Source organism: Ruegeria sp. HKCCD9138, assembly GCF_057220975.1.
This window is the reverse complement of sequence record NZ_JBWVAZ010000003.1, coordinates 14,516-34,042: the sequence shown is the minus strand read 5'-3', so window position 1 is coordinate 34,042 and position 19,527 is coordinate 14,516. Positions and strand designations below refer to the sequence as shown.

The following is a 19,527-nucleotide window of genomic DNA, read 5'->3' as shown; positions in this document are numbered from 1 at the left end:
GATCGCCTCATGGTCTTTCACCAAACGGCGTGAATGTCCGATTGTTGCGGTTCGCACCTTGCTGCAAATGTGACGCTCTAGATGGCTGTGAAGGTCCGGTTAGACTCCGTTCCAGCCATTCTCTGCGGAGAGCGTAGACCGGTAGTAAGATCCCTTTCCGGGCCTCCGCTAGGACACCAGATTTTGCTAGCGCAGCACGTCGCGAACCACACAAACCTGTCATTCGATTCCCCAAGCTGGAAAGGCTAGTGAAGCGAACAAACCGGACTTGCGCATGTGCGGCTTTTGCTGACGCAGAATGTGTTTGAGGATGCTGCGCAAGTCTTTTTACGATTTAGCCAACTTTATTGGATCGGTCTTTCGAGAGGGCGGTTGCTATGAATCCACGACCGCAGTTAGTTGTTACCAGGCCAGAGCATTAACAAAGCCGAGAAACGGTGAAAAACAACCGGAAGGTCATCATTCTTGGCTGTCAAAGCTCGACCTGAGAGCCGAGTATTCTTTTCAAACTGGCGTCTTTGAGAACAAAAGCATGGGTGAAAGCGCCGTAGAGGTGTAATGCCAAGCCGCAACAGAAACTTGCCGTGCCCAGCCAGAACAGAGGCGTCAGCCACCAGCTGTTTGTCGGGGCCAACGCCTCCTTGATCCAGTACATTGTCGGAAGCACAACGCCTGCCAACAGCATGCCGAGCGCTATTCCCCGTCCAACAAGCACTTGTGCCGGATTTGCACCGCCCAGCGGTGCCGGATGATAATTCGCGATCCTCCAATATAGGCGAAAGGCAGAAGCCGGCATTGCCAATAATGACATCCAAAGCGCCATTCTGTGCGCTGGCCCGGAATTGGACACCGAGACGTCCGCTACAAAAGCGAAGATTAAAAACGCCAGAAATGTCGCCCCGCCGACCCAATGCCCAACGATGGATACAAATCCGAAATGTAGCCCGTTGTCTCTGTATCTCATTATCCAGCCCTCGCACATTACGATATTTGAGCGCGGTCAGGGCAAGCAAAGAAGACTTTTTATGAGATCATACCCATCACAATTTTAGAATACTCACACCTTCGGCCTGGCCTTGTCAGGTTGATCAGGAATGAGGATGAATTTGAGGAGCTCCTGGACCGTGCCGTTGCGCGGTTGATCGACGTTTAGCATTGCGTATGTATCAATGAAGCGTTCAGGATCTTCCAACGTGTGGATTGAGAGCAGACCGCTAAATCGGCTGCCTTCGATAACCGAGCGCGGCAGGCAACTGATGGCGACACCCGCAGCAACGCAACCCAAAATGCCGTCCAAGGTTCCCAGTTCAAAGAGGTCATTCGGAGCCAAGCCCGACATGCGCATCCATCTTCTCGTATAGTCCCTATACGAACAGCCCTGCTTGAATACAGCTATGGGCATCGACCGCAGCTGTTCGAAATCGGCAAGCTCTGCCGAAGAAATCATGACCATTTCCTCTGCGAACAATGCCTGCCCTTTTATCCCAGGTCGGGCAAATTTTCCGCCAACGAAGGCGAGATCAATTTGGTCTTGTAAGAGCTTATGAAGAAGATCTTCTGTCGGGCCTGAATGGATCTGAAGGCGCAATCCTGGATGCTTTTCGCGAAAAGATGCAAGGATATTTGGCAAGCGCACGGCCAATGTGCTTTCCATACTGCCGATCCTGATGAACTTCACTGAGCTTTCAAAATCCTCAACTGATGCCCGAGCCCGATTTTCGGCGCGCATCACATCGAGAGCGTAGGGCAAAAACGCTTCTCCTGCCGCTGTCAGTGCCATTCCAGATCGACTTCGATTGAACAGCGTCACCCCCAGCTCGGCCTCCAGGTTTTTGATCCTTGTGGTCACGTTGGATTGGACACAATGCAACGTTTTCGAAGCGCTGGCGACAGACCCTTCTTCGGCAACTGCCGCAAAGGTGAGGAGGTTCTTCAGTTCCATAGCCGTTCTCTTTTTGGGAATGTTAAGGTCACTATAATTCACTTTATTAGATTCTAATACGCCTATCTACTATGAGTGATCGCTTTACCTTCAGGTGGGATATGACAAATCAAATCCAAAGGTGTTGCCAAACGCGCCAAACTAATGAAACGCATTCGAGTTCGGGCATTGGGTCCCTTAAAGAGATGTGTGAGATTTCCGCGCCCGTTTTTCAGGCCGGGATGGCGGGGTTGAGTGGTCCTGCCCTTGTTGCCGCCGTTAGTGAAGCTGGCGGATTAGGGCACTTGGGTGCGCTGCGCGTGCTTCCTGGAACGTTGAGGGACTGGATCAGGCAAACGAGGGACCTCACCGACAAGCCATTTGGAGTCAATTTGGTACCTCAATATGGCGGCCCTGAGTTTTTTGAAGCAGGTTTCAAAGTCGTACTGGAAGAAAGACCAAAGGTCGTTTCTTTGTATTACGGCGATTTTTCCGGGGTCATTCCGCGGGCCAAGGCCGCCGGTATCACCACTATGGTGCAAGTTGGAACAGTCGCCGAAGCCAAGAAAGCCGTGTTGGATGGGGCCGATATTATCATAGCCCAGGGCATCGAAGGCGGAGGGCATCTTACGCGCGGCAGGGTTGGCTTGATGGCGCTATTACCTGCCGTGGTGGATATTGCAGATTGTCGCCCCGTGATTGCAGCCGGCGCGATAAATGACATTCGCGCCGCGCGCGCTGCCAGGTGTCTGGGAGCATCCGGTGTTTGGTGTGGGACTGCCTTTCTTGCCTCTTTGGAATGCGATGCGAACAACGCCTATAAGGAGAAGATCGTGGACGCGGAAACAGATGATCCCAAGTTCCTGACCGGGTACTCCTATGGTTGGCGATACGGCACACCGCACCGAGCCATTCTTGGCCGCGGAGGATGGAATCTGCTCCGGTTTATGGGCGGGGGGCTTAGAAAGGTCGATAACCCCGATCTGGCCAGCAAGCTCAGCCTCTATGCCGGTCAAGGGGTGGGGCAAATTCGTGCGGTTCGGCCCGCCTCGGAAATCGTTGCCGAGCTATCCGCAGCGTTCTTGGACGAAAAATCGCAAAACGCAGAGCGGCCACAGGTCAGGACTGGAGCGCAAAGCGACCAGAGACGGCGGATTCCAGACAGTTTGCGCCAATGTCTGTCGGCGGAACGTCACGCAGGATTGGGGGTAGAGTTCCTTGCTGATAAGTATGGGATCCCCGCCAGCGAGGTACGAGAGTTATCAGAGCAGGGAGGCGAAATGCCGATATTGAACGAGGAACGGCTCTTTGATTTGGAAACGCTTCGCAAACAACGCCATGTTTGTCACTAAAGCTGCTAAATCGTTGGGGCCTGTATTTCAGAGGTCCGGTTTGTGTTTGGGCTATGCAAACATTTGCTGGGCCGGCAGAGGAGGCGACCCGGTGCCTTGGAGGCGACGCGCAAACGCGCGCCGCCTGTTGGAAGTCTGCAAAAGCGGCTGGGTGGGACCCAACCTTTCAGCCAAGCAGGTCGGACCTATTTCTGTTGCCGGTATTCGCGGACGGGCAGGCCCCCAATCCCCCAACTTTCCAGATCGACCTCGTCAATAACCACAAATGTGGTTGCGGGGTCTTTGCCCAGAACGTCAGACAACAGCTTGCTGACACCTGAGATAAGCGCGGCTTTTTCGTGTTCGCTGGGCCCTGTGCCGACTGGGCCGCCTTCTTTTGTTACCTTGATGTTAACATAAGGCATCGGTCATACCTTTCTCAGAAGATAGGTGAAGGCTTTGGTTACAATGCGCCATTCTCCATTTTCTCTGACCAGCGTCAGGTAGTCGAGATAATTCCGCCCCATCATGCTCATCCGGGCTGTCACGCGGGCAATGCGATCGGACCCGAAAGCGATATCCAATATCGCTTCGTCTCGCGGGTCTCCGCGTTCAGATGGTGGGGTGCGCGCATCCACGCGGGACATGTAGGTGTCTAGGTCGAGATAAAGCTCATCGCCTTCTGTTGCGCAGACATAGGCAAGCTTTGAATGGAACACCTTGCGCAAAGCTTTGCTGTCTGCGTGGTGCAAGCCGTCAAAGTACGACTCGACCAAAGACAGCACCTGCTTGTGATCCTCTGGCGTCATTGGATTAACCCTTCGACGCGCATGGCCGCTTGAGACGAAGGACGCGCAGCCGCGCGGTCAATAAAGGCGGCGATGTAGGGCCAGGGCGTTAGGTCGATTTCAGTGAAATTGGCCCAGTTGGCAACAACAAAGAGATAGGCGTCTGCGACCGAAAATGTGTTATCGACCAGCCATGTGCGCCCGTCGGCGAGTTGCGGTTCCAGCAGATCAAAGCGCTTGGCGACAGCCTTGCCGGCATCCGCTTTGCCCGCGTCAGTGGTGTGCGCGTTGAACAGCGGTGAAAACGCTTTGTGGAGCTCAGAGGAGGTCCAGTTCAGGTATTCCTGAACGCGTGTACGCGATAGCGTGCCGTTGGCGGGAGCCAGGTTCGCATTGGCGTTTGTGTCCGCAATATACTGTAAGACGGCTGCCCCTTCGGTCAAACGAGCGCCATCGTCCAGTTCCAGTGTTGGCACATAACCCTTGGGGTTGATGTCCAGATAGGGTGCCCCTGTTTCGGTGATCGCAGCATCGGTGTCCACGGATTCCAGAGCAAAGTTTGCACCTGCCTCCGTCAGCGCAATGTGGCTAGCCAATGAACAGGCCCCAGGTTTGTAGTAAAGCTTCATTTTGATCTCCTTGAGAAGGTTAGATCGCAAAGTTAGCTTGCTGAATTATCCGAAAAAAGTATCATTATATGATAATCATGATTGAGAAATAGGATCAAGAAATGAAGTATGAGCAGCTCAGAGTTCTGGAGGCGATCGTCTCGCAGGGAACATTTCGCGCTGCTGCGGAACGCCTGAACAAATCTCAAAGTGCGATCAGCAACGCGGTTAAGAACCTGGAGGATGAGTTGCAGATAGAAGTGCTCAGCCGCGCGTCTTATCGCCCGACCCTGACTCAAGAAGGCGAGATTTTTTATCGCGAGGCTTTGCGCGTGTTGCAGCAGATGCGCGAGTTGGAGCGGACGGCTGGTCGTTTGCGGGCCCAAGAGGAAAGTGAGTTGCGTCTTGCGATCAGCGGCACTTTACCTCTACCGCCGCTCTTGGAGGCGCTCAAAGACATTGGTCAGCGCCACCCGTCCACCCATATCCGCCTGTCGACCGAGAATATGGGCGGGCCCGTTGCACGGCTGATGGAAGGGCATGCGGATATCGCCATTGCCAGCCTGGCTGGTGTGTCGATTGACGCAATGGAAACGCATCCGGTGGCAGAGACGACAATCCGCCCGATGGCCTCGCCGGAATTTGTGGCAAAGATCGGAAGTGATTCAGTGTCACAAGCGATACTTCAAACGCATATTCAAGTGGTGGTCGCAGGCACCGGTGGGCAAAAATTCGAACAGAGTCGAGATCTGCTTGCTGGGGGAAACAAGTGGACGGTCACAGACTTTTCTTCGAAAAAAGAAGTGATTTTGGCGGGATTGGGCTGGGGTGGGCTGCCTGACCATTTTACAACTGACGAACGAAGGTCTGGCCAGCTCGTTCCGATAACGGTGGCAAGTTTTCCACCCCGCACTGCTGTTCTTCACGCTATAAGACGTCGGGATGTTGTTCCGGGCGCAGTCGCGACGAGCCTTTGGGAAAGACTTGTCGGACTGGCGCCCGTGTCAGGAAAATAGGGTCAGGCTAGGTTTGCTGATAGGGGCACCGCGCCTGTGCCGGGGCTAAGCGCGGTGCATTGGTTGCATCACAGATAGAATGGCGAGTTCATTTGACGGCTTGCCTCTGCAGTCGTCGTGGCATCAAAGACACGCGTATAAGGGGCGGCGCCCAATCCTGCAGCTACCTTAGGGAAGCGGTTCAAGGCAAAGTCCAGGGCTGCTTCCAAGGTATCAAACGCGTCAAAGCCTCCGAGCGTGTTTGTGGAGGCACCGCTAAGCCAGACTTTGCTCTGAAGGCCTGGCTGGTTTTTCAACACCGCGTTACGCTTGCGCCAGTCGAAGCTGTCAAACGGCTGCGAGATTTGAAGCTCGGTGTAGACAAATGCCCCCGGTGTTTTGTCGGTAGTGCCGCCATAGTGAACCGATCCAAGATCTTGGCTGGCTTCCTGCACGATTTCAGCGTCAAAGACGCGCGTGTTATGGGCCACCCCAAAAGCACGAGGTTCTGACGGAAAGTATTCTGTGACAAACTTGGTGGCATTTTCCTGGCTATCAAAGGCGTAAAAGCCGCCAAGCGAGCCGTTTCCATGGCCATGCAGCCATGTCTTGTTCAGAAAGCCAGGTTGCTTGTTGATTTCAGTGTTTATCGCGCTCCAGGGGGCGTCATTGAAGGCAATCGAAATTGCGACCTCAGTGTAAACGAAGGCCTTTGGTGTCATGGCGGTATCCTTTGCGTGAATGATCGATGGTGCCAGGGCCGTTCCGGCCGCGGCGATAAGGAAATCCCGGCGCGAAAACCGGGCCTCTACGTGTTGTGTTCTTGATGTCATTTTGGTTCTCCGAATCAACTTGCAAGATGCAAGCTGATGGGATGGGTCGCACGTCCACTTGTTACTTGCAAGTTGAAAGTTGAAAATTTAGATTGATGTCATGACTAAGACTTCAAAACGCCCCTTGTCGGGATGCCCCATCGATTATGCTCTCAGCGTGTTCGGCGACCGCTGGTCATTGCTTCTTGTTCGCGACCTAGCCATCAAAGGGGTGAAAACCTATGCAGAGCTTCTTGACGGTTGGGAGGGCATTTCGACCAATATTCTAGCCCAAAGGATGAAACATCTCGAAGAGTGCGGGATCGTAGCCAAGCGCAAGAACCCCGATAATTGGCGCAGCTCGCTTTACGAATTGACGCCCAAAGGACGTACGCTTGCGCCAATATTGGCAGAGATTATTCTCTGGGGCGGTACATATAACGAGGCCAAAGAGCCGATGCGCGAAGCCTTTGACGCCGTTCAATCCGATCGCATTGGATTCGAACAAACGATACGGGACGGCGAATAGATCACGTGTGACGAAGAATCGTACCCGTGTTTGAGGCCAAAACAGGACTGGCGCACATGGCCCGTTATTTAAGGCCTCCTCCGGCGAGGGCTGCAACCGAGCAACCTATAGTAAGCGAAGTATGTCCACTTTGAGCTGAGACCTTACATCTGAAAGATGCAAGAATTTGTCAGGGAAGATCCGTGATCTACGGACTGCCGGTCGCATATTCAGGGCGTATCGCATCGACGTCTGGTTATCGTGCTGCGAGCGCGCGCAGCACGAAAACCCGAGGTACCGAATGGGCTCGCTAAGACCATTCGCTGTTTTTCGCATGATTGGCTCCATCAGCCCAAACCGGACATTCATCGCCGAGCTTTGCAAACTCCGACATGCGCAACATTGCTACCGTTCCAGAAGCCAGCACGAAGGTCAGCCAAGGGCACATGCATCTCACATGTTCGCTGACTCAGCCACTCGCATCTTGATATCTTTGCTCTGCTTCCAAGCTTCCAGATTTTGCTGAACGAATTGATCGATGGAAGTTGGCAACGAGCCTGTCAATTTAAGTACATTGTTGGTGACACGATCCTCGGTTCCGCAAGCGATTGCGCCGTCCGTAGCAGCCAGTGTCTTTGCATACTCTTCCGGCAATCCGAGGCTCTGATGACGCTCCGCTAGTTCTTCGACCGTCAGAGAATGGTGGATGATCTGCCGCCCTAATTGACTGCTTAGCGCCTCAGCAACTACATCATAAGAAATCGCTTCCGGACCAGTGAGTATATAGTCAGTGTTTTTGATCGAGGGAGTGACCAGCAGCGTCGTTGCACAGGCCGCTATATCGCCAGCATCGATAAAGCCAACTCGGCCGTCATCTGTCGCTGTGTAGATGGCGGACTCATCGCGAATGGGGTCTCGGTGATGTAGCTCTGAGAAGTTCTGCATGAACCAGGTTGGGCGCAGAACGGCTCATTCTGGAGCATTGGAGCGAAGCCAGGCGTGGACTGCGCCCATCATGGGTCCGCCTTCTTCCAAAGAAGAAGCACTGAGTAGCACGAAGCGTTGGACGCCCTCGGCAAGTGCCGCCTCAAGACCGGGCTGCATTGCTCCCAGTGAATCCACGGTGTCTGTGGGTGCTACGAGGTAAACAGCCCTGACGCCTTCGAAAGCATCCCTGAACGTAGACGGATTGCTCCAATCGAACCGTAATTCATCTTTGTTTCGAGGGCTGCGTGTTCCCACGCGGGGGGTTAACCCTTTCGCACGTAGCTGTTTGACGACGCGGCTGCCAGTCTTGCCGGTGCCGCCGGTGACAAGGATGGAATTAGTCATCGATAAAGTCTCCCAGGTTGGACTTAAGAACTTCGACGCCACCGACAGCATTCAGCAGAACCAGAGGGTTCCAGTAGTCGCGATAGCGCGTGATACGTCCGTTTTGGACCTCGATGACCGAGATGTAATTCTGGTCGTAGCGCCCGGCCTCGCCTTTACCTTTGCAAGAGAACTCCAAAACAAAGGTTTCACCGTCTTTGGCAACATGGGTGACTGCCGGGCTTATGGATTCAAAGCTGATGAGGCCGCCTGCTTTTGGCAGATAGGCGGCCATAGTGTCTCGGCCGCGGAGTTTTCGCACTGAGCCTTCTGGAGAAAACGGGAACTCGAACACGATGCTTTCGTCACACATGTCCAGAAAGTTCTCGCCTGCTTCTGCAATGATTTCATCTCCGAGGGCACCGCGAAGCATCGCGCCAAAGCTGGGTATGTTATTCGTGTCAGACATGATCTCATTACCTCTTGTTGTTCCCTAAACGGGAGGGTTGTTCTGTGACTGGTGGCTTGGTTTATGTCGCTTTTCCAAACTGCATGATAAGGACACCCGAGATCGACAGCACAGCGCCAGTGATGCGATAGAAATCTGCTGGTCGAGGAGCGTTCCCAAGAAGCCCGTTCTGGTCCAGGATGAGTGCCATCGTCATTTGTCCGGCGACGACTGCGGCAATAAAAGCGGCGGCCCCAAAGCGTGGGATCAGAACCATGGTCGCCATCACGTAAATGACACCGATCACACCTCCTACCCACGCCCAGGGAGGAGCCGAGTATAGTGATGGTAAGCTTGGCAATGTCGGTCGAAGCCATGCGATGCCGACCACAAGGCAAACGAATGAAATTCCAAACGACAACAGAGTTGCCCAGAGTGGGTGGCCAGCAGCGCGGCTGAGCTCTGCGTTCATTCCGGCATGGATGGGTATCAAGGCCCCGCAAAGCAGAGGCGCAAACCACAGAAGTGCGATTTTCGGGTCCATCTTAGCGTCCTTTCATCAGCCGCCAAAAACGGGTTGCGGTATCGATAAGTTTGCCTCAAAGTATAATGGAACGATACCGTTTCGTCCTATATAAAGGAGAATCGCGATGGAACGCAAGAGTTCCGACGTAAAAAATCCTGATCGGCCGCGTCGGAAGCCGGCCGGGGCTGCCGTTTTGCAAGACACGGTCACGGAAGCAATCCAACGCGCCTTGTTCGAGGAATGGGCGGAAACGGGTTACTCGGCTCTACGAATGGAGCGCATTGCGGCGCGCGCAGGTGTCGGAAAGGCGGCGCTCTATCGAAGGAGTAAATCCAAGTTTGAACTGGTGACCGAAGCGGTGAAATCAGCGGCCACGAATATCACTCCAATTCCGGACACAGGATCCTTTGAGAAGGACGTTGCCAAGCTTATGCGAAGAATGGCTGCAACTCTGCGTCATCCGCTTGTTAGGCGGATTCTACCGGACCTGCATGCTGAGCACGCACGCTCTGATGAATTGGCAGAATTGCTGGAGAGTGTGACGCGGGATCGCCGGGCCCAGGCAATGGTCATGCTGGACAGAGCTATTGAGCGTGGTGAGCTTACAAAAGACACAGATCGGCAAATGATACTGGATATGTTTATCGCACCGCTCTACTGGCACGTCATTGTTCAGCATCGACCTGTCAGATCAGCGGACATTCAACGATTTACCAATCTGGTACTAAGTGTATAGAAATAAACGGTAACCATAAAGCAAGTTGAATAACTGAGACGAAGGGCGCTTCGGATCTTTGGCACCGCCTAACAGCCTAGGGAACCCAATCTTGGTGGGTAATCGCATAGTTTAATGCTTCGAGGTCTTCAGTCAGTTGGCCGAATGAAATTGGTCCTCCCAGACATACCCTGACCGCTTCATCGGGCGTTCCTGTCACCGTAAAGGCATTACTCGGCATAATCCCGATTTGGCGATTGGCCATGTGACTCATCACATAAGCTCGGCTAGATCCTTCGGGCAGTGTCAGCCAGATATTGAATGCCTCTCGACTCCCCACAAAGTCTTGGTTGTGCATAATCTTGGCCGTCAAGTTCTGTCTACGGCCCGCCTCCTTGCGGACGAACTTTTGCACCGCCGCGGCTGTACCATCCTCGATCCATCGCGCCATCAAAGCTGTTGTGACTGGTGACGCCATGACATTCGATGCCTGCAAGGCCCGAGTGAAGTGGGTTTTCGACAGCCCGGACGGAACCACCGTAAGCGCAAGCCTCAAACCAGCGCCCAGACATTTCGAAAGACCCGCGATGTACCACCCCAATTCGGGAACCTGCTGTGAGATAGATGACGGCGCATCCGAAGACACAAAGCGACAGGCGTCATCTTCAATCAAAGGAACGCCATGCTTTCGCAATACGGATGCGATCTGCTGACGTCTCTCCATCGGAATTGTAAGCGTCAGGGGGTTTTGCAGCGTCGGGTTCAGATAAAGAGCAGAAGGTGCGTGCTCTTGGATAGCGGCATCAAGAACATCAGGAAGAATACCGCTGGCATCTGATCTCACACCGACAAGCCGGATGCCAAGTTGAGCGCCTATGGCACGAATACCGGGATAGGTCACACGCTCACAGATCACGGTGTCTCCGGGCTTGGCGAGCAATGTCAGGATCGACAGCAAACTGGCATGTGCGCCAGGCGTGATTGCCAATTGGTCTGCTGTAACGTCGATACCATTGATGTTCATCCAGCGTGCTGCGGTCTCCCGGTCTTGCCGGCTCCCGATAATGGACTGGTAGCGAAGCAGAGGAACGAGGTTCGCAGCAACATGTGTGAGGCCCTGTTCCATACGGGCCACCAAAGCCGGATCATCTGGCTCCGGGGGCATGTTCATGTTCGGGTCTTCTTCCAGCGCGCGACGTGGATCTGCTTTTTCTGAAGTTTCTTCTGGTTTCCGGATAAACGAGCCCCGGCCGACAAAAGTGTCGATATACCCTCGCTTCGCAGCCTCAGAGTATCCGCGAGAGACAGTTGTGAAATCCAAGCCAACAAGCTTGGCGACGCTGCGTTGAGGCGGAAGCCTGTCACCTGCATCAAGCACACCTGTTTCTACATCATGTTTTATCGCTTCGGCGATCTGGACGTAGAGCGGTTTTCCGTCGTCGCGCAGATTTGGTGTCCATGACTTCAAGGCATCGCTCCAATCAATATAGAAGATTGTGCCTGTCACCTTTACCATTTTTCCAAGTAATTATCAACAATTTGTCGCACCCGCTATCACATTGATTGGCTATTGATTGCATTTTGTCTGAAGATGAGCTATCTGAGGCGCAACAGAAGGAGATCAAAGATGTCCGAACTTGCAATTGACGCCCACGACGACAGTGAAGAGCGCCCCATCAAACCCGCGATCATGAATGGGATGCGCCTCAAGTGCCCCAATTGCGGGGAAGGCAAACTGCTGCATAGCTACATCAAGGTGAACGATGAGTGCTCGAATTGCGGATTGGATCTGAGCCATCAGCGGGCTGATGATGGTCCGGCTTACCTTACGATCCTGATCGTTGGCCACCTTATGGGGTTCGCGCTGCACATCGCCTGGGTGACATGGCGGCCGGAGCCGTGGGTGTTGGCTTTGAGCATGTCGGTCATCGCAGTAGTCGGTGCCTTGGCGCTGCTGCCGGTCATGAAGGGCCTGATTGTCGGATACCAATGGGCCAAACGCATGCATGGGTTCTAGCCAGCCTCCCTCCCAATGAGTTCTCAGCCTTTTCAAAGGATGGTTCCCTTGATGGATTTGAATTTCTTTTCACTTGAGGCGACAGGAAAGACGATTGCGGATCTCACAACAGCCGCACCCTTTATTCCTGCGAGAACCGCTGTCAACGTGGCCTGGCTGAACGATGAGGATGATTACGACAGGCTGCGAACGGTGCGCCGGATAGACGATGCTGGACTATTGCCGGTCCCGATATTTGCAGCTCGACGCCTTCAATCAAAAAAACACTTGTTTGACCTGACCGAAAAACTCCGGTTTGCCGGCGCACAAGGACAAGTCATGGTCGTTGGCGGTGATCCATCAGATGCGTCGGGTCCATTCAACAATACGATGGATCTCCTTCGAACCGAGTGGATTGAAAAATACGCGATCAAGAGGGTCACCTTGCCAGGTTTTCCAGAGGGAAACGCAGCTATAGGTTATCGTTCAGACGTGGCCTTATTGGAGCAAAAAGTAAAACTTTTGGAGTCCTACGGGTGCAGCGTGAGCATAACCACTCAACTTGCCTTTGATCCAACCAGAATTCTCAACTGGATAGGCCAGCTTCGAAACGTTGGTGTTAGCCAGACGATCCAAATTGGGATACCAGGGCCGACTAAAAAGGATCGCCTGCACAGGTTTGCACGCTCATTTGGGGTTTCGACTGGCGGACTTAACAACGTGAGTGACACCGTGGACGGGATCGTTGATTTTTCCCGTCTGGTCTGCTTGATCGAACAAGAGCTGCAACGACGCAATTTAGCTGATGTTGCGGTTCACCTTTATCCCTTTGGTGGCACGAAGGCTGCCGTTGAGTGGCTTAATGCTGTTAAGTCGCGGCAAACGCAGGACACTGCGAGCAAAATGCTGGCGTGAGGCAATACCAGATGCAAAAGGCCGGCCCATTGAGGTCGGCCATGCTAGATTTTCGAGCGGTCTTCTTCTTATTGTTGAGGGTATCACGCCGCCAGAGCGACCGAGTCCTTTCCGGCCGGGATCCGCATCGGACAGGTGGTGTCCGTTACGGCTTTCCAGATTGCTTGAACAACATCCTCGGAGAAGGTGTATTCTTTCCCTTCGGTGTTCATGAAGGCAGCCATAGTCTGCTCGACGAATGGCTTGTAGTCTTCAGGCGTGTCATTGGATTCTGACATCAGTGCCATTGCATTCTTACCGAAATTCGTTGTTGGGGCCTGACCCGGCAACACGATATGGGCGCGAATGCCAAGAGGAGCCAGTTCAAGGGCAAGACATTCGGTGAAGGCGTTCACCGCAGCTTTGCTAGCCGTGTAGACCGAGGCCAGCGGCAACGGTTTGAGTGTGACGCTAGAAGAGACATTCACGATCACCCCTGGTCCCGTGGCGCGCATTTGCGGCAGCACGGCACGGACCATTTCCATGGTGCCGAACGTGTTGGTCTCAAAAATCCGGCGCAGGTTATCCTCTGATGTGCCCTCAAAAGGGGAAAGCCAGCCCACGCCTGCATTGTTAACCAAAGCGTCGATGGGGCCCGCAGCTTTCACAGCCCTTGCGATACTCTCGCTGTCCGAGATATCCAATGGCAGGATCGTCAAACGATCCGAAGCCGGGAATAATGCTTCATCTGGTTTACGCATTGTTGCGATTACCAACCAGCCCTGTTCCAGGAAGAAGCGTGCCGTCTCCAGCCCAAATCCCGAAGAACATCCTGTGATCAATACGGTCTTCATGACGTTGTCTCCTGTTCGTTGATGCCTTGAAAGTAACCAACGTGGGCGGTATTATATATAATCAATCATCCATTATTTGTTATCAATAGTCCGACATGGCAGATCCATTCTCTGAAATCATCACCTTCCTTCAACCCAAGGCATCCTATTCAAAACTGGTGCATGCATCGGGGCCATTTCGGGTGTATCGTGAGGATGTAAATGAGGCCTTCTACTGTTCTCTACTTGCGGGACGTGCATGCCTGGAGGTCGAAAGGAAAGAACCCTTGGTTTTGAATGCGGGCGACTTTGTGCTGATCCCTGCGGTCAAGTCCTTCACCTTTTCAAGCATGGACCCTCCACCGCCCGATGGACTGGTCAACTATCCCATAGAGGGGGAAGACGGAGTTTTCCGGCTTGGGTTGACTGATGCGGATCCAGAGGTTCAACAGCTGGTAGGCCATTGCACCTTTGCCAGCCCCGACGCTGATCTATTGATCTCTCTACTGCCTGATCTGATCTTTGTCCGCGGTGAGGGTCGGTTGGCTGCGCTTACGGGGCTTGTTCGCGATGAAGCTCGCGCAAACAGGCCGGCGCGAGATGTGATCGTCGAGAACCTATTACAGGTGTTGTTGATTGAAGCCTTCCGATCCGGTGCGGATACAGCTCCTGCTGCGGGTCTTTTGCGTGGATTGGCAGACAAGAGAATTGGCCCCAGTTTGCGGGCCATGCACGCGGCCCCGGCGCACAGTTGGACCGTTCAAGCACTCGCAACCGAAGCCGGACTATCTCGTTCTGCGTTCTTCACTCGGTTTGAAGCGCTTATGGGAGTGCCCCCAATGAGCTACTTGCAAAACTGGCGGATGACTCTGGCAAAACATATGCTCCGGGCGGGTAATCTCAGTATTGCCGAAATCTCTGCTCAGACAGGGTATGGGTCCTCCAGCGCCTTCAGCACTGCGTTTTCCCGCTATGTTGGTTGCCCTCCCGCGCGCTACTCAAAGGCAAATTCACTAGAGGCTTCGGGTTAAGCTTTCAGATAACACCGCCATTGGCGCGAAGTGTTTGCCCACTGATCCAACGGCCATCAGGTCCGGCCAGAAGCGATACAGCAGCAGCGATATCTTCGGGCGTTCCGAGTCGACCAAACGGGTTCATCTTTTTGATGTTCTCGATTACCGCCTCGGGCTTTCCAGTCATGAACAGGTCGGTCCCGACTGGCCCAGGCGCGACGGCATTCACGGTGATGTCACGTGAGCCCAGTTCTTTGGCCAGCACATGGGTCATCGCTTCCACAGCGGCTTTTGTCGCCGCATAGACCCCGTATGTCGGCTGATAGAGGCCGACCACACTAGAGGACAGGCTAATAATCGCGCCGCCTGCGTTCATGCGGCTGGCTGCCTCCCGCATGCCGCGAAACACACCCCCAATATTGACGGCGCAGTGATCCTCAAAATCGGCATCAGATGTAGAAGCAACCGCGCTCAGGCGCATTATACCCGCGTTGTTGACCAGAACATCGACAGAGCCGAACTCCTGTTCAGCCGCATCGAACAATCTTGGCATGCAGGATATGTGAGATATGTCACCCTGAACTGCGATTGCTTGGCCGCCAGCTTTTTTGATAGCGTCTACAACCTCGTTCGCTCCGGCCTCATCACTTGCATAATTGGCAATGATTCCATGGCCATCCTGAGCCAGGCGGAGCGCGATGGCTGCACCAATCCCCTTGCTGGCGCCAGTTACAATTGCAGTTCGTTGTCCGTGTACCATGTCAATCTCCTTTCTGTTTGCAGCGAAGATAGACACGGAGACAGGCCAGATAATCAGTCTTGAGTTGGATTTACAATTCGGTAAAAGCGAACAATGATCGATAGACTTGAAACCATGCGCCTGTTTGTTCGCGTCCTGGAACGCGGGAGCTTCACAAAGGCAGCTTCTGATCTGAACATTCCGCGGTCTACCGCAAGTGAAGCGATCCAGAGACTGGAGCGTGACCTTGGTAGTCGACTGCTGGATCGCACAACTCGCCACGTGGCCCCAACGCCAGATGGACAGGCCTATTACCAAAGATGCGCGTCCATTTTGGCTGATCTTGAAGAGGCTGAAGGTGCAATGCGCGGGCACGAGCCCTCAGGTCTGCTGCGCATTGACGCTCCCGGCACTCTGACGCGGGTTTTCCTGTTGCCGCACCTGTCTGATTTTTTGGCGACATATCCCAAGATCACCCTTCAATTCGGTCAGACAGAACGCCTGGTGGACCTGGTGCGCGAAGGGGTCGATTGCGTCATCCGTGCAGGTTTTCCTGATGACAGTGGCATGATCACACGGCACCTGACCGATCTCCCCGAAATCACCTGTGCAAGTCCGGAGTATCTGGCCAAGTTTGGCACTCCCACGTCGGTAGACGATCTGAAAGGTCATCAGATGGTTGGTTTTCTCTCTTCGCGAACAGGCACAGTAATGCCGCTGGAGTTTAAGGTCGGAGACAAGGTTAAGGAAGTGACGTTACCGGCGTTGGTTACTGCAAACGACGCTGACACTGTGCATCATTTGACCCGAAACGGGTTCGGAATGACTCAAGCGCCGAAGTATCGTTTTCTGGACGATTTGGAAGATGGTCGTCTTGTGGAAGTTTTACCGGATACACCGCCATCCCCAACCCCGTTGGCTGCATTTTACCCACAAAACAGACAACTCTCCCCGCGCGTCCGGGTTTTCCTCGATTGGATCGTTCGCATTTTCGACAAGGCCGCGCTTTGACCCAATGTCTGTGTCTGTTTTAGCTAGCGAGGAGATGTTGATGTTCACGCGCAGTAGTTGTTTCGCTGCAATATTTGGCCCTGTCTGCTGCGAGGCAGTTGTGTTTCTGCGCACTAACGTGAATGAAAGATCGGCTAAGCGGACCTTCTCAACCAAGCTTTGCATTTTAGTAAACTCGCAACGAAGCGGCATTTAGACTATTTCCGCCCAAAAACCGCTTCCAGAACGCGATCCCCAAAACTGACTTGGAAATATCAGGTTCAATGCGGGCGACACGCGTACCAATGCTGCCCGATTAGTTAGTTGCGAAGCAATAAAACAGACCCGCCCCGCCAGAACGTGGCAGATGTTCCTCTCCGCATCCGCGCGAGCCGTGCGATGAGTTCCAGGACAGCATATTTCGAGCATCATTGAGACCTACTCGGTCATGGTGTCCAACAATTGCAGACCCGTCTTCACTATTAGAAGTCCAGTTGCTGCATGTCGTATCGCCTCCTGCTGTCGAGAAGTATCCCGCGGAATCGGAGCCAGTCAGAATGTCATGCTTGTTCGGCTGACTGCCACGCCCATTGACAGGGTTACCATTTTCGTCGAGCGCGGTCTGTAGATTAATGTTCACGCTATCGCTGTGCAGGTCCTCGACATTGTTGGCGATGAGCTCTCCGTTGGCATTGTACCACGGACCCGATCCGATCCGGTCGCGTGCAGAAACGCCATTGGTGATTGTCATTGGGTCGGTGCTGCGATCAATGGACATTGAGGTGCTCAGATAGGCCGCAAATGTCTTGGAAGAACCGGCCGCGGAAGCGAGTGCATTGCAATGAGCATCGGCGCCTTCGAGGCCGCCTAGATTTGCACCGTCCCCCTTGCCCACACTAGTGATGAAAAACGACATCTCCTCGCCTGCCGATTGCGCCTGTGCCGCCGTTGCGAAACAGCAGATCACGAGTGCAGCTACTCCATGGGCAGTTGTTCTTTTGGTGAGCTTCGACATGTGTGTCTCCCTTCGTGCTGTGTAATCATCGATGCTAGCTGTATGTAACCATCGGGTCCATCCGAGTAACGGATGTATGACGCTATGGTGCTGGCGCCATTCACTACAGTCGGACGTGCATGACCGACCCTGTAGCCCTATTCAATTTTATCCTACTCCTGTCTTACGTGTTAAGTACGGTAGCTCAACTTTTCCCAGGATCATTTGTAACGATTGACTGAGAGTCTTTACGGAATGACACAAATATTCGCTCTTTGGTCCATTCCGATTTCCATTGCGGTACTGGCCCTGAAACTGCTGGCTTGGTGGCGTTGTTGTCAGACGCAATGGAATCAACCGTGAATGTCGTTGTGGCGCTGCTGGCGTGCTTCGCAGTTCGGGTTGCCGACAAACCTCCTGATGAAAACCACCCCTTTGGCCACAAAAAAGCTGAGTATCTTTCCACCGTCGTCCAAGGCGCACTTATTGTGCTGGCAGCGTTCTTGATCATCAGAGAAGCGGTGTTGGTACTTTCAAATCCGCATCTTGAGGTTGCGCCGCTGCTTGGAATTGCCATCAATATCGTTGCGACGGGCGTGAACGGTGCATGAGCCTACCTCTTGCCTAAGATCGGTAGGCGCGAGGGATCGCCCGCGTTGGAAGCAAGCTCGCGGCGCATTTTTACGGATGTCATGACCTCAGTTGGTGTCGTCGCGGGGCTGATACTTGCGTTTATCACCGGCTGGTTGATCCTGGACCCAATCCTGGCAATTCTTGTTGCGCTGAACATATTGTGGGAGGGTTGGAAAGTTATTCGGGCATCCGTTGATGGCCTGATGGATGTATCTCTTTCGGATCATGACTTGCAGACCGTTTCTGATGCAATCGAGGCAAATCTCGGCGCAGCCTTAGAGTACCACGACCTCAAAGGGAGCAGATCCGCAAATGTCATCTTCGTGGAGTTTCATCTTGTTGTGGACGGCACAATGCCAGTCAGCGCAGCGCACGATATTTGCAATGACATTGAGGAAGAATTGGTGCGACTGTATCCGGGATCTGTCTTTGTCATTCACCTCGAACCTGATGACGAGTTGAAGGGCGACGGGGTTAGTTCTCACTAAACTGGTCATATGGATCAGCAAATACTCTATTGGTTTGCCTAACCTGACTAAGACGTTCGGCTTGAGATTCGTCAGACCTAAGCCCGATGTGGGAAAGCCGAGCCAGAAGTAACCTGTCTCCAATGTCACGAAGCGTGATAATCAAAATTGGAGACGAAAATGAAAATTCAAAGAATGCCGGGTCAACTCCTTAGTACTGCGGCGTTGGCTTCGTTGATTGCGGCGACGCCTTATGTACCAGCGTTTGATGCCGATGGTCGCCTACATTTTGAACCGTCATATGCCTTTGCCAAAAGCGGCAAGGGGAAAGATGGGGACGGTCGCGACGATGATCGTGACGATGACCGGGATGATGATCGCGACGACGACAGAGATGATGACCGCGACGACGACAGAGATGATGACCGCGATGACGATTCGGGATCAGGAAAAAGTGGTCGCGACGACGATGACGACGACGATGATGACTCCAAACGCTCCAATAGAGGCAGCGGAAAGAAGGATCGGTCTCAAGCAGGGGGCAAACCGTCGGGTTCGGCTGGGATAACAAAGGTCGAAACAAACGCTAACGGTATTGAAGTGCGTTACGCCGACGGAACCAAGGAGGAGATCGAAAACGGGCGGTATGAGAGAAAGAATGCTCAGAACCGCACTGTTGAGGAGCGCCCCGCGACTGGCGCTGACGTTTCAAGGCTTCGGTCTTTGGCAAATGGCATCTCAATCGACAACGTGCGCTCTTCTGGGCAAGGCGGCATAGCAGGAAGTCGACCCACGAAAATCGAACGCCAGGGCAACAATATCGAAGTGAACTATGCCAATGGTTGGAAAGAGGAGATCGAGTTTGGGCGCTACGAGTTGAAAGACCCGTACAACCGGACTGTCGTTGAAAGAAACGCGACGGCCTCTGATCGCAGGAGGTTGCAGTCGGTTGCCAACTGAACAGCAACTCCAGTCGATAATCCGTTGGCGGCTTCTTTGAGTGAG

Annotated in this window: 23 protein-coding genes and 1 pseudogene; 10 read left to right on the top strand and 14 right to left on the bottom strand. The window is 53.5% G+C overall.

Annotation, left to right across the window (positions count from 1 at the left end; genetic code table 11):
* Positions 1-472 precede the first annotated feature (472 nt).
* Together AC2TEL_RS06015 and AC2TEL_RS06010 are read right to left on the bottom strand one after the other, a co-directional pair.
* A complete protein-coding gene (locus AC2TEL_RS06015) occupies positions 473-964 on the bottom strand; it encodes a cytochrome b/b6 domain-containing protein (protein WP_480902601.1) in 492 nt (163 codons plus the stop codon).
* Positions 965-1,057: 93 nt separating this feature from the next.
* Entirely contained in the window at positions 1,058-1,942 is an 885-nt protein-coding gene (locus AC2TEL_RS06010; protein WP_480902599.1) for a LysR substrate-binding domain-containing protein, read from the bottom strand.
* 71 nt (positions 1,943-2,013) lie between these two features.
* On the opposite strand from AC2TEL_RS06010, the gene AC2TEL_RS06005 reads away from it, so the two are divergent.
* Complete coding sequence (locus AC2TEL_RS06005; protein WP_480902597.1) at positions 2,014-3,273, top strand: NAD(P)H-dependent flavin oxidoreductase; 1,260 nt, start codon at positions 2,014-2,016, stop codon at positions 3,271-3,273.
* 185 nt (positions 3,274-3,458) lie between these two features.
* Here AC2TEL_RS06005 and AC2TEL_RS06000 read toward each other — a convergent pair whose 3' ends face one another.
* Genes AC2TEL_RS06000 through gstA form a run of 3 tightly spaced genes read right to left on the bottom strand, consistent with a single transcriptional unit; the run spans position 3,459 to position 4,669 of the window.
* Positions 3,459-3,677 carry a tautomerase family protein gene (locus AC2TEL_RS06000; RefSeq protein ID WP_480902596.1) on the bottom strand — a complete coding sequence of 73 codons (219 nt, stop codon included), beginning with the start codon at positions 3,675-3,677 and terminating at the stop codon, positions 3,459-3,461.
* Between the two features lie 3 nt (positions 3,678-3,680).
* Positions 3,681-4,061: a nuclear transport factor 2 family protein gene (locus tag AC2TEL_RS05995; protein ID WP_480902594.1), complete on the bottom strand. Its 381-nt coding sequence runs from the start codon at positions 4,059-4,061 to the stop codon at positions 3,681-3,683.
* On the bottom strand, positions 4,058-4,669 hold the full coding sequence (gstA, locus tag AC2TEL_RS05990; protein WP_480902591.1) for a glutathione transferase GstA: 612 nt from the start codon (positions 4,667-4,669) through the stop codon (positions 4,058-4,060). Before gstA ends, AC2TEL_RS05995 begins: the two co-directional genes overlap by 4 nt.
* A 101-nt stretch (positions 4,670-4,770) precedes the next feature.
* Here gstA and AC2TEL_RS05985 point away from each other — a divergent pair, with 101 nt between their 5' ends.
* Positions 4,771-5,664, top strand: a complete 894-nt coding sequence (locus AC2TEL_RS05985; protein ID WP_480902589.1) for a LysR family transcriptional regulator — start codon at positions 4,771-4,773, stop codon at positions 5,662-5,664.
* Positions 5,665-5,732: 68 nt separating this feature from the next.
* On the opposite strand, the gene AC2TEL_RS05980 is transcribed toward AC2TEL_RS05985, so the two are convergent.
* Positions 5,733-6,476, bottom strand: a complete 744-nt coding sequence (locus AC2TEL_RS05980) for a YdhR family protein (protein WP_480902587.1) — start codon at positions 6,474-6,476, stop codon at positions 5,733-5,735.
* 100 nt (positions 6,477-6,576) lie between these two features.
* Here AC2TEL_RS05980 and AC2TEL_RS05975 point away from each other — a divergent pair, with 100 nt between their 5' ends.
* Positions 6,577-6,984, top strand: a complete 408-nt coding sequence (locus AC2TEL_RS05975; RefSeq protein WP_480902585.1) for a winged helix-turn-helix transcriptional regulator — start codon at positions 6,577-6,579, stop codon at positions 6,982-6,984.
* Positions 6,985-7,416: 432 nt separating this feature from the next.
* Here AC2TEL_RS05975 and AC2TEL_RS05970 read toward each other — a convergent pair whose 3' ends face one another.
* The 4 genes from AC2TEL_RS05970 to AC2TEL_RS05955 all read right to left on the bottom strand — a co-directional run bounded on the left by AC2TEL_RS05970 (position 7,417) and on the right by AC2TEL_RS05955 (position 9,266).
* Positions 7,417-7,908 (bottom strand): Rossmann-fold NAD(P)-binding domain-containing protein, encoded by a 492-nt coding sequence (locus AC2TEL_RS05970; RefSeq protein ID WP_480902583.1) that lies wholly within the window; start codon positions 7,906-7,908, stop codon positions 7,417-7,419.
* 24 nt (positions 7,909-7,932) lie between these two features.
* On the bottom strand, positions 7,933-8,295 hold the full coding sequence (locus AC2TEL_RS05965) for an NAD(P)H-binding protein (protein ID WP_480902581.1): 363 nt from the start codon (positions 8,293-8,295) through the stop codon (positions 7,933-7,935).
* On the bottom strand, positions 8,288-8,743 hold the full coding sequence (locus tag AC2TEL_RS05960) for a nuclear transport factor 2 family protein (RefSeq protein ID WP_480902580.1): 456 nt from the start codon (positions 8,741-8,743) through the stop codon (positions 8,288-8,290). The genes AC2TEL_RS05965 and AC2TEL_RS05960 overlap by 8 nt, the downstream gene beginning before the upstream one ends.
* Before the next feature lie 61 nt (positions 8,744-8,804).
* Positions 8,805-9,266 carry a DMT family transporter gene (locus AC2TEL_RS05955; protein WP_480902577.1) on the bottom strand — a complete coding sequence of 154 codons (462 nt, stop codon included), beginning with the start codon at positions 9,264-9,266 and terminating at the stop codon, positions 8,805-8,807.
* 106 nt (positions 9,267-9,372) lie between these two features.
* Here AC2TEL_RS05955 and AC2TEL_RS05950 point away from each other — a divergent pair, with 106 nt between their 5' ends.
* Positions 9,373-9,984, top strand: coding sequence for a TetR/AcrR family transcriptional regulator (locus AC2TEL_RS05950; RefSeq protein ID WP_480902575.1), 612 nt, complete (start codon positions 9,373-9,375; stop codon positions 9,982-9,984).
* 76 nt (positions 9,985-10,060) lie between these two features.
* On the opposite strand, the gene AC2TEL_RS05945 is transcribed toward AC2TEL_RS05950, so the two are convergent.
* Positions 10,061-11,479 carry an aminotransferase-like domain-containing protein gene (locus AC2TEL_RS05945; RefSeq protein ID WP_480902572.1) on the bottom strand — a complete coding sequence of 473 codons (1,419 nt, stop codon included), beginning with the start codon at positions 11,477-11,479 and terminating at the stop codon, positions 10,061-10,063.
* A gap of 111 nt (positions 11,480-11,590) precedes the next feature.
* Between AC2TEL_RS05945 and AC2TEL_RS05940 the strand changes: the two genes are divergently transcribed.
* On the top strand, positions 11,591-11,980 hold the full coding sequence (locus tag AC2TEL_RS05940; RefSeq protein WP_480902569.1) for a DUF983 domain-containing protein: 390 nt from the start codon (positions 11,591-11,593) through the stop codon (positions 11,978-11,980).
* Between the two features lie 51 nt (positions 11,981-12,031).
* Positions 12,032-12,874, top strand: coding sequence for a methylenetetrahydrofolate reductase (locus tag AC2TEL_RS05935; RefSeq protein ID WP_480902567.1), 843 nt, complete (start codon positions 12,032-12,034; stop codon positions 12,872-12,874).
* Positions 12,875-12,957: 83 nt separating this feature from the next.
* On the opposite strand, the gene AC2TEL_RS05930 is transcribed toward AC2TEL_RS05935, so the two are convergent.
* Positions 12,958-13,707, bottom strand: a complete 750-nt coding sequence (locus tag AC2TEL_RS05930) for an SDR family oxidoreductase (protein ID WP_480902564.1) — start codon at positions 13,705-13,707, stop codon at positions 12,958-12,960.
* Positions 13,708-13,802: 95 nt separating this feature from the next.
* Between AC2TEL_RS05930 and AC2TEL_RS05925 the strand changes: the two genes are divergently transcribed.
* Positions 13,803-14,717 carry an AraC family transcriptional regulator gene (locus tag AC2TEL_RS05925; RefSeq protein ID WP_480902563.1) on the top strand — a complete coding sequence of 305 codons (915 nt, stop codon included), beginning with the start codon at positions 13,803-13,805 and terminating at the stop codon, positions 14,715-14,717.
* 4 nt (positions 14,718-14,721) lie between these two features.
* On the opposite strand, the gene AC2TEL_RS05920 is transcribed toward AC2TEL_RS05925, so the two are convergent.
* A complete protein-coding gene (locus tag AC2TEL_RS05920) occupies positions 14,722-15,459 on the bottom strand; it encodes an SDR family oxidoreductase (RefSeq protein ID WP_480902561.1) in 738 nt (245 codons plus the stop codon).
* A 93-nt stretch (positions 15,460-15,552) separates the two neighbouring features.
* Here AC2TEL_RS05920 and AC2TEL_RS05915 point away from each other — a divergent pair, with 93 nt between their 5' ends.
* Positions 15,553-16,449: a LysR family transcriptional regulator gene (locus tag AC2TEL_RS05915; protein WP_480902559.1), complete on the top strand. Its 897-nt coding sequence runs from the start codon at positions 15,553-15,555 to the stop codon at positions 16,447-16,449.
* Between the two features lie 295 nt (positions 16,450-16,744).
* On the opposite strand, the gene AC2TEL_RS05910 is transcribed toward AC2TEL_RS05915, so the two are convergent.
* Positions 16,745-17,443, bottom strand: coding sequence for a hypothetical protein (locus AC2TEL_RS05910; RefSeq protein WP_480902557.1), 699 nt, complete (start codon positions 17,441-17,443; stop codon positions 16,745-16,747).
* A 326-nt stretch (positions 17,444-17,769) separates the two neighbouring features.
* Between AC2TEL_RS05910 and AC2TEL_RS05905 the strand changes: the two are divergent.
* Positions 17,770-18,543, top strand: a pseudogene (locus tag AC2TEL_RS05905) (cation diffusion facilitator family transporter).
* Between the two features lie 159 nt (positions 18,544-18,702).
* Positions 18,703-19,482, top strand: a complete 780-nt coding sequence (locus AC2TEL_RS05900) for a hypothetical protein (RefSeq protein ID WP_480902554.1) — start codon at positions 18,703-18,705, stop codon at positions 19,480-19,482.
* Positions 19,483-19,527 lie beyond the last annotated feature (45 nt).

Bases quoted from the DNA above. Each gene is read 5' to 3' on its own strand.
- AC2TEL_RS05925 (WP_480902563.1), top strand. From the start codon at position 13,803: ATGGCAGATCCATTCTCTGAAATCATCACCTTCCTTCAACCCAAGGCA.
- AC2TEL_RS05920 (WP_480902561.1), bottom strand. From the start codon at position 15,459: ATGGTACACGGACAACGAACTGCAATTGTAACTGGCGCCAGCAAGGGG.
- AC2TEL_RS05940 (WP_480902569.1), top strand. From the start codon at position 11,591: ATGTCCGAACTTGCAATTGACGCCCACGACGACAGTGAAGAGCGCCCC.
- AC2TEL_RS06010 (WP_480902599.1), bottom strand. From the start codon at position 1,942: ATGGAACTGAAGAACCTCCTCACCTTTGCGGCAGTTGCCGAAGAAGGG.
- AC2TEL_RS05985 (WP_480902589.1), top strand. From the start codon at position 4,771: ATGAAGTATGAGCAGCTCAGAGTTCTGGAGGCGATCGTCTCGCAGGGA.
- AC2TEL_RS05915 (WP_480902559.1), top strand. From the start codon at position 15,553: ATGATCGATAGACTTGAAACCATGCGCCTGTTTGTTCGCGTCCTGGAA.
- AC2TEL_RS06005 (WP_480902597.1), top strand. From the start codon at position 2,014: ATGAGTGATCGCTTTACCTTCAGGTGGGATATGACAAATCAAATCCAA.
- AC2TEL_RS06015 (WP_480902601.1), bottom strand. From the start codon at position 964: ATGAGATACAGAGACAACGGGCTACATTTCGGATTTGTATCCATCGTT.
- AC2TEL_RS05900 (WP_480902554.1), top strand. From the start codon at position 18,703: ATGAAAATTCAAAGAATGCCGGGTCAACTCCTTAGTACTGCGGCGTTG.
- AC2TEL_RS06000 (WP_480902596.1), bottom strand. From the start codon at position 3,677: ATGCCTTATGTTAACATCAAGGTAACAAAAGAAGGCGGCCCAGTCGGC.
- AC2TEL_RS05960 (WP_480902580.1), bottom strand. From the start codon at position 8,743: ATGTCTGACACGAATAACATACCCAGCTTTGGCGCGATGCTTCGCGGT.
- AC2TEL_RS05950 (WP_480902575.1), top strand. From the start codon at position 9,373: ATGGAACGCAAGAGTTCCGACGTAAAAAATCCTGATCGGCCGCGTCGG.
- gstA (WP_480902591.1), bottom strand. From the start codon at position 4,669: ATGAAGCTTTACTACAAACCTGGGGCCTGTTCATTGGCTAGCCACATT.
- AC2TEL_RS05955 (WP_480902577.1), bottom strand. From the start codon at position 9,266: ATGGACCCGAAAATCGCACTTCTGTGGTTTGCGCCTCTGCTTTGCGGG.
- AC2TEL_RS05930 (WP_480902564.1), bottom strand. From the start codon at position 13,707: ATGAAGACCGTATTGATCACAGGATGTTCTTCGGGATTTGGGCTGGAG.
- AC2TEL_RS05970 (WP_480902583.1), bottom strand. From the start codon at position 7,908: ATGCAGAACTTCTCAGAGCTACATCACCGAGACCCCATTCGCGATGAG.
- AC2TEL_RS05995 (WP_480902594.1), bottom strand. From the start codon at position 4,061: ATGACGCCAGAGGATCACAAGCAGGTGCTGTCTTTGGTCGAGTCGTAC.
- AC2TEL_RS05975 (WP_480902585.1), top strand. From the start codon at position 6,577: ATGACTAAGACTTCAAAACGCCCCTTGTCGGGATGCCCCATCGATTAT.
- AC2TEL_RS05910 (WP_480902557.1), bottom strand. From the start codon at position 17,443: ATGTCGAAGCTCACCAAAAGAACAACTGCCCATGGAGTAGCTGCACTC.
- AC2TEL_RS05945 (WP_480902572.1), bottom strand. From the start codon at position 11,479: ATGGTAAAGGTGACAGGCACAATCTTCTATATTGATTGGAGCGATGCC.
- AC2TEL_RS05965 (WP_480902581.1), bottom strand. From the start codon at position 8,295: ATGACTAATTCCATCCTTGTCACCGGCGGCACCGGCAAGACTGGCAGC.
- AC2TEL_RS05935 (WP_480902567.1), top strand. From the start codon at position 12,032: ATGGATTTGAATTTCTTTTCACTTGAGGCGACAGGAAAGACGATTGCG.
- AC2TEL_RS05980 (WP_480902587.1), bottom strand. From the start codon at position 6,476: ATGACATCAAGAACACAACACGTAGAGGCCCGGTTTTCGCGCCGGGAT.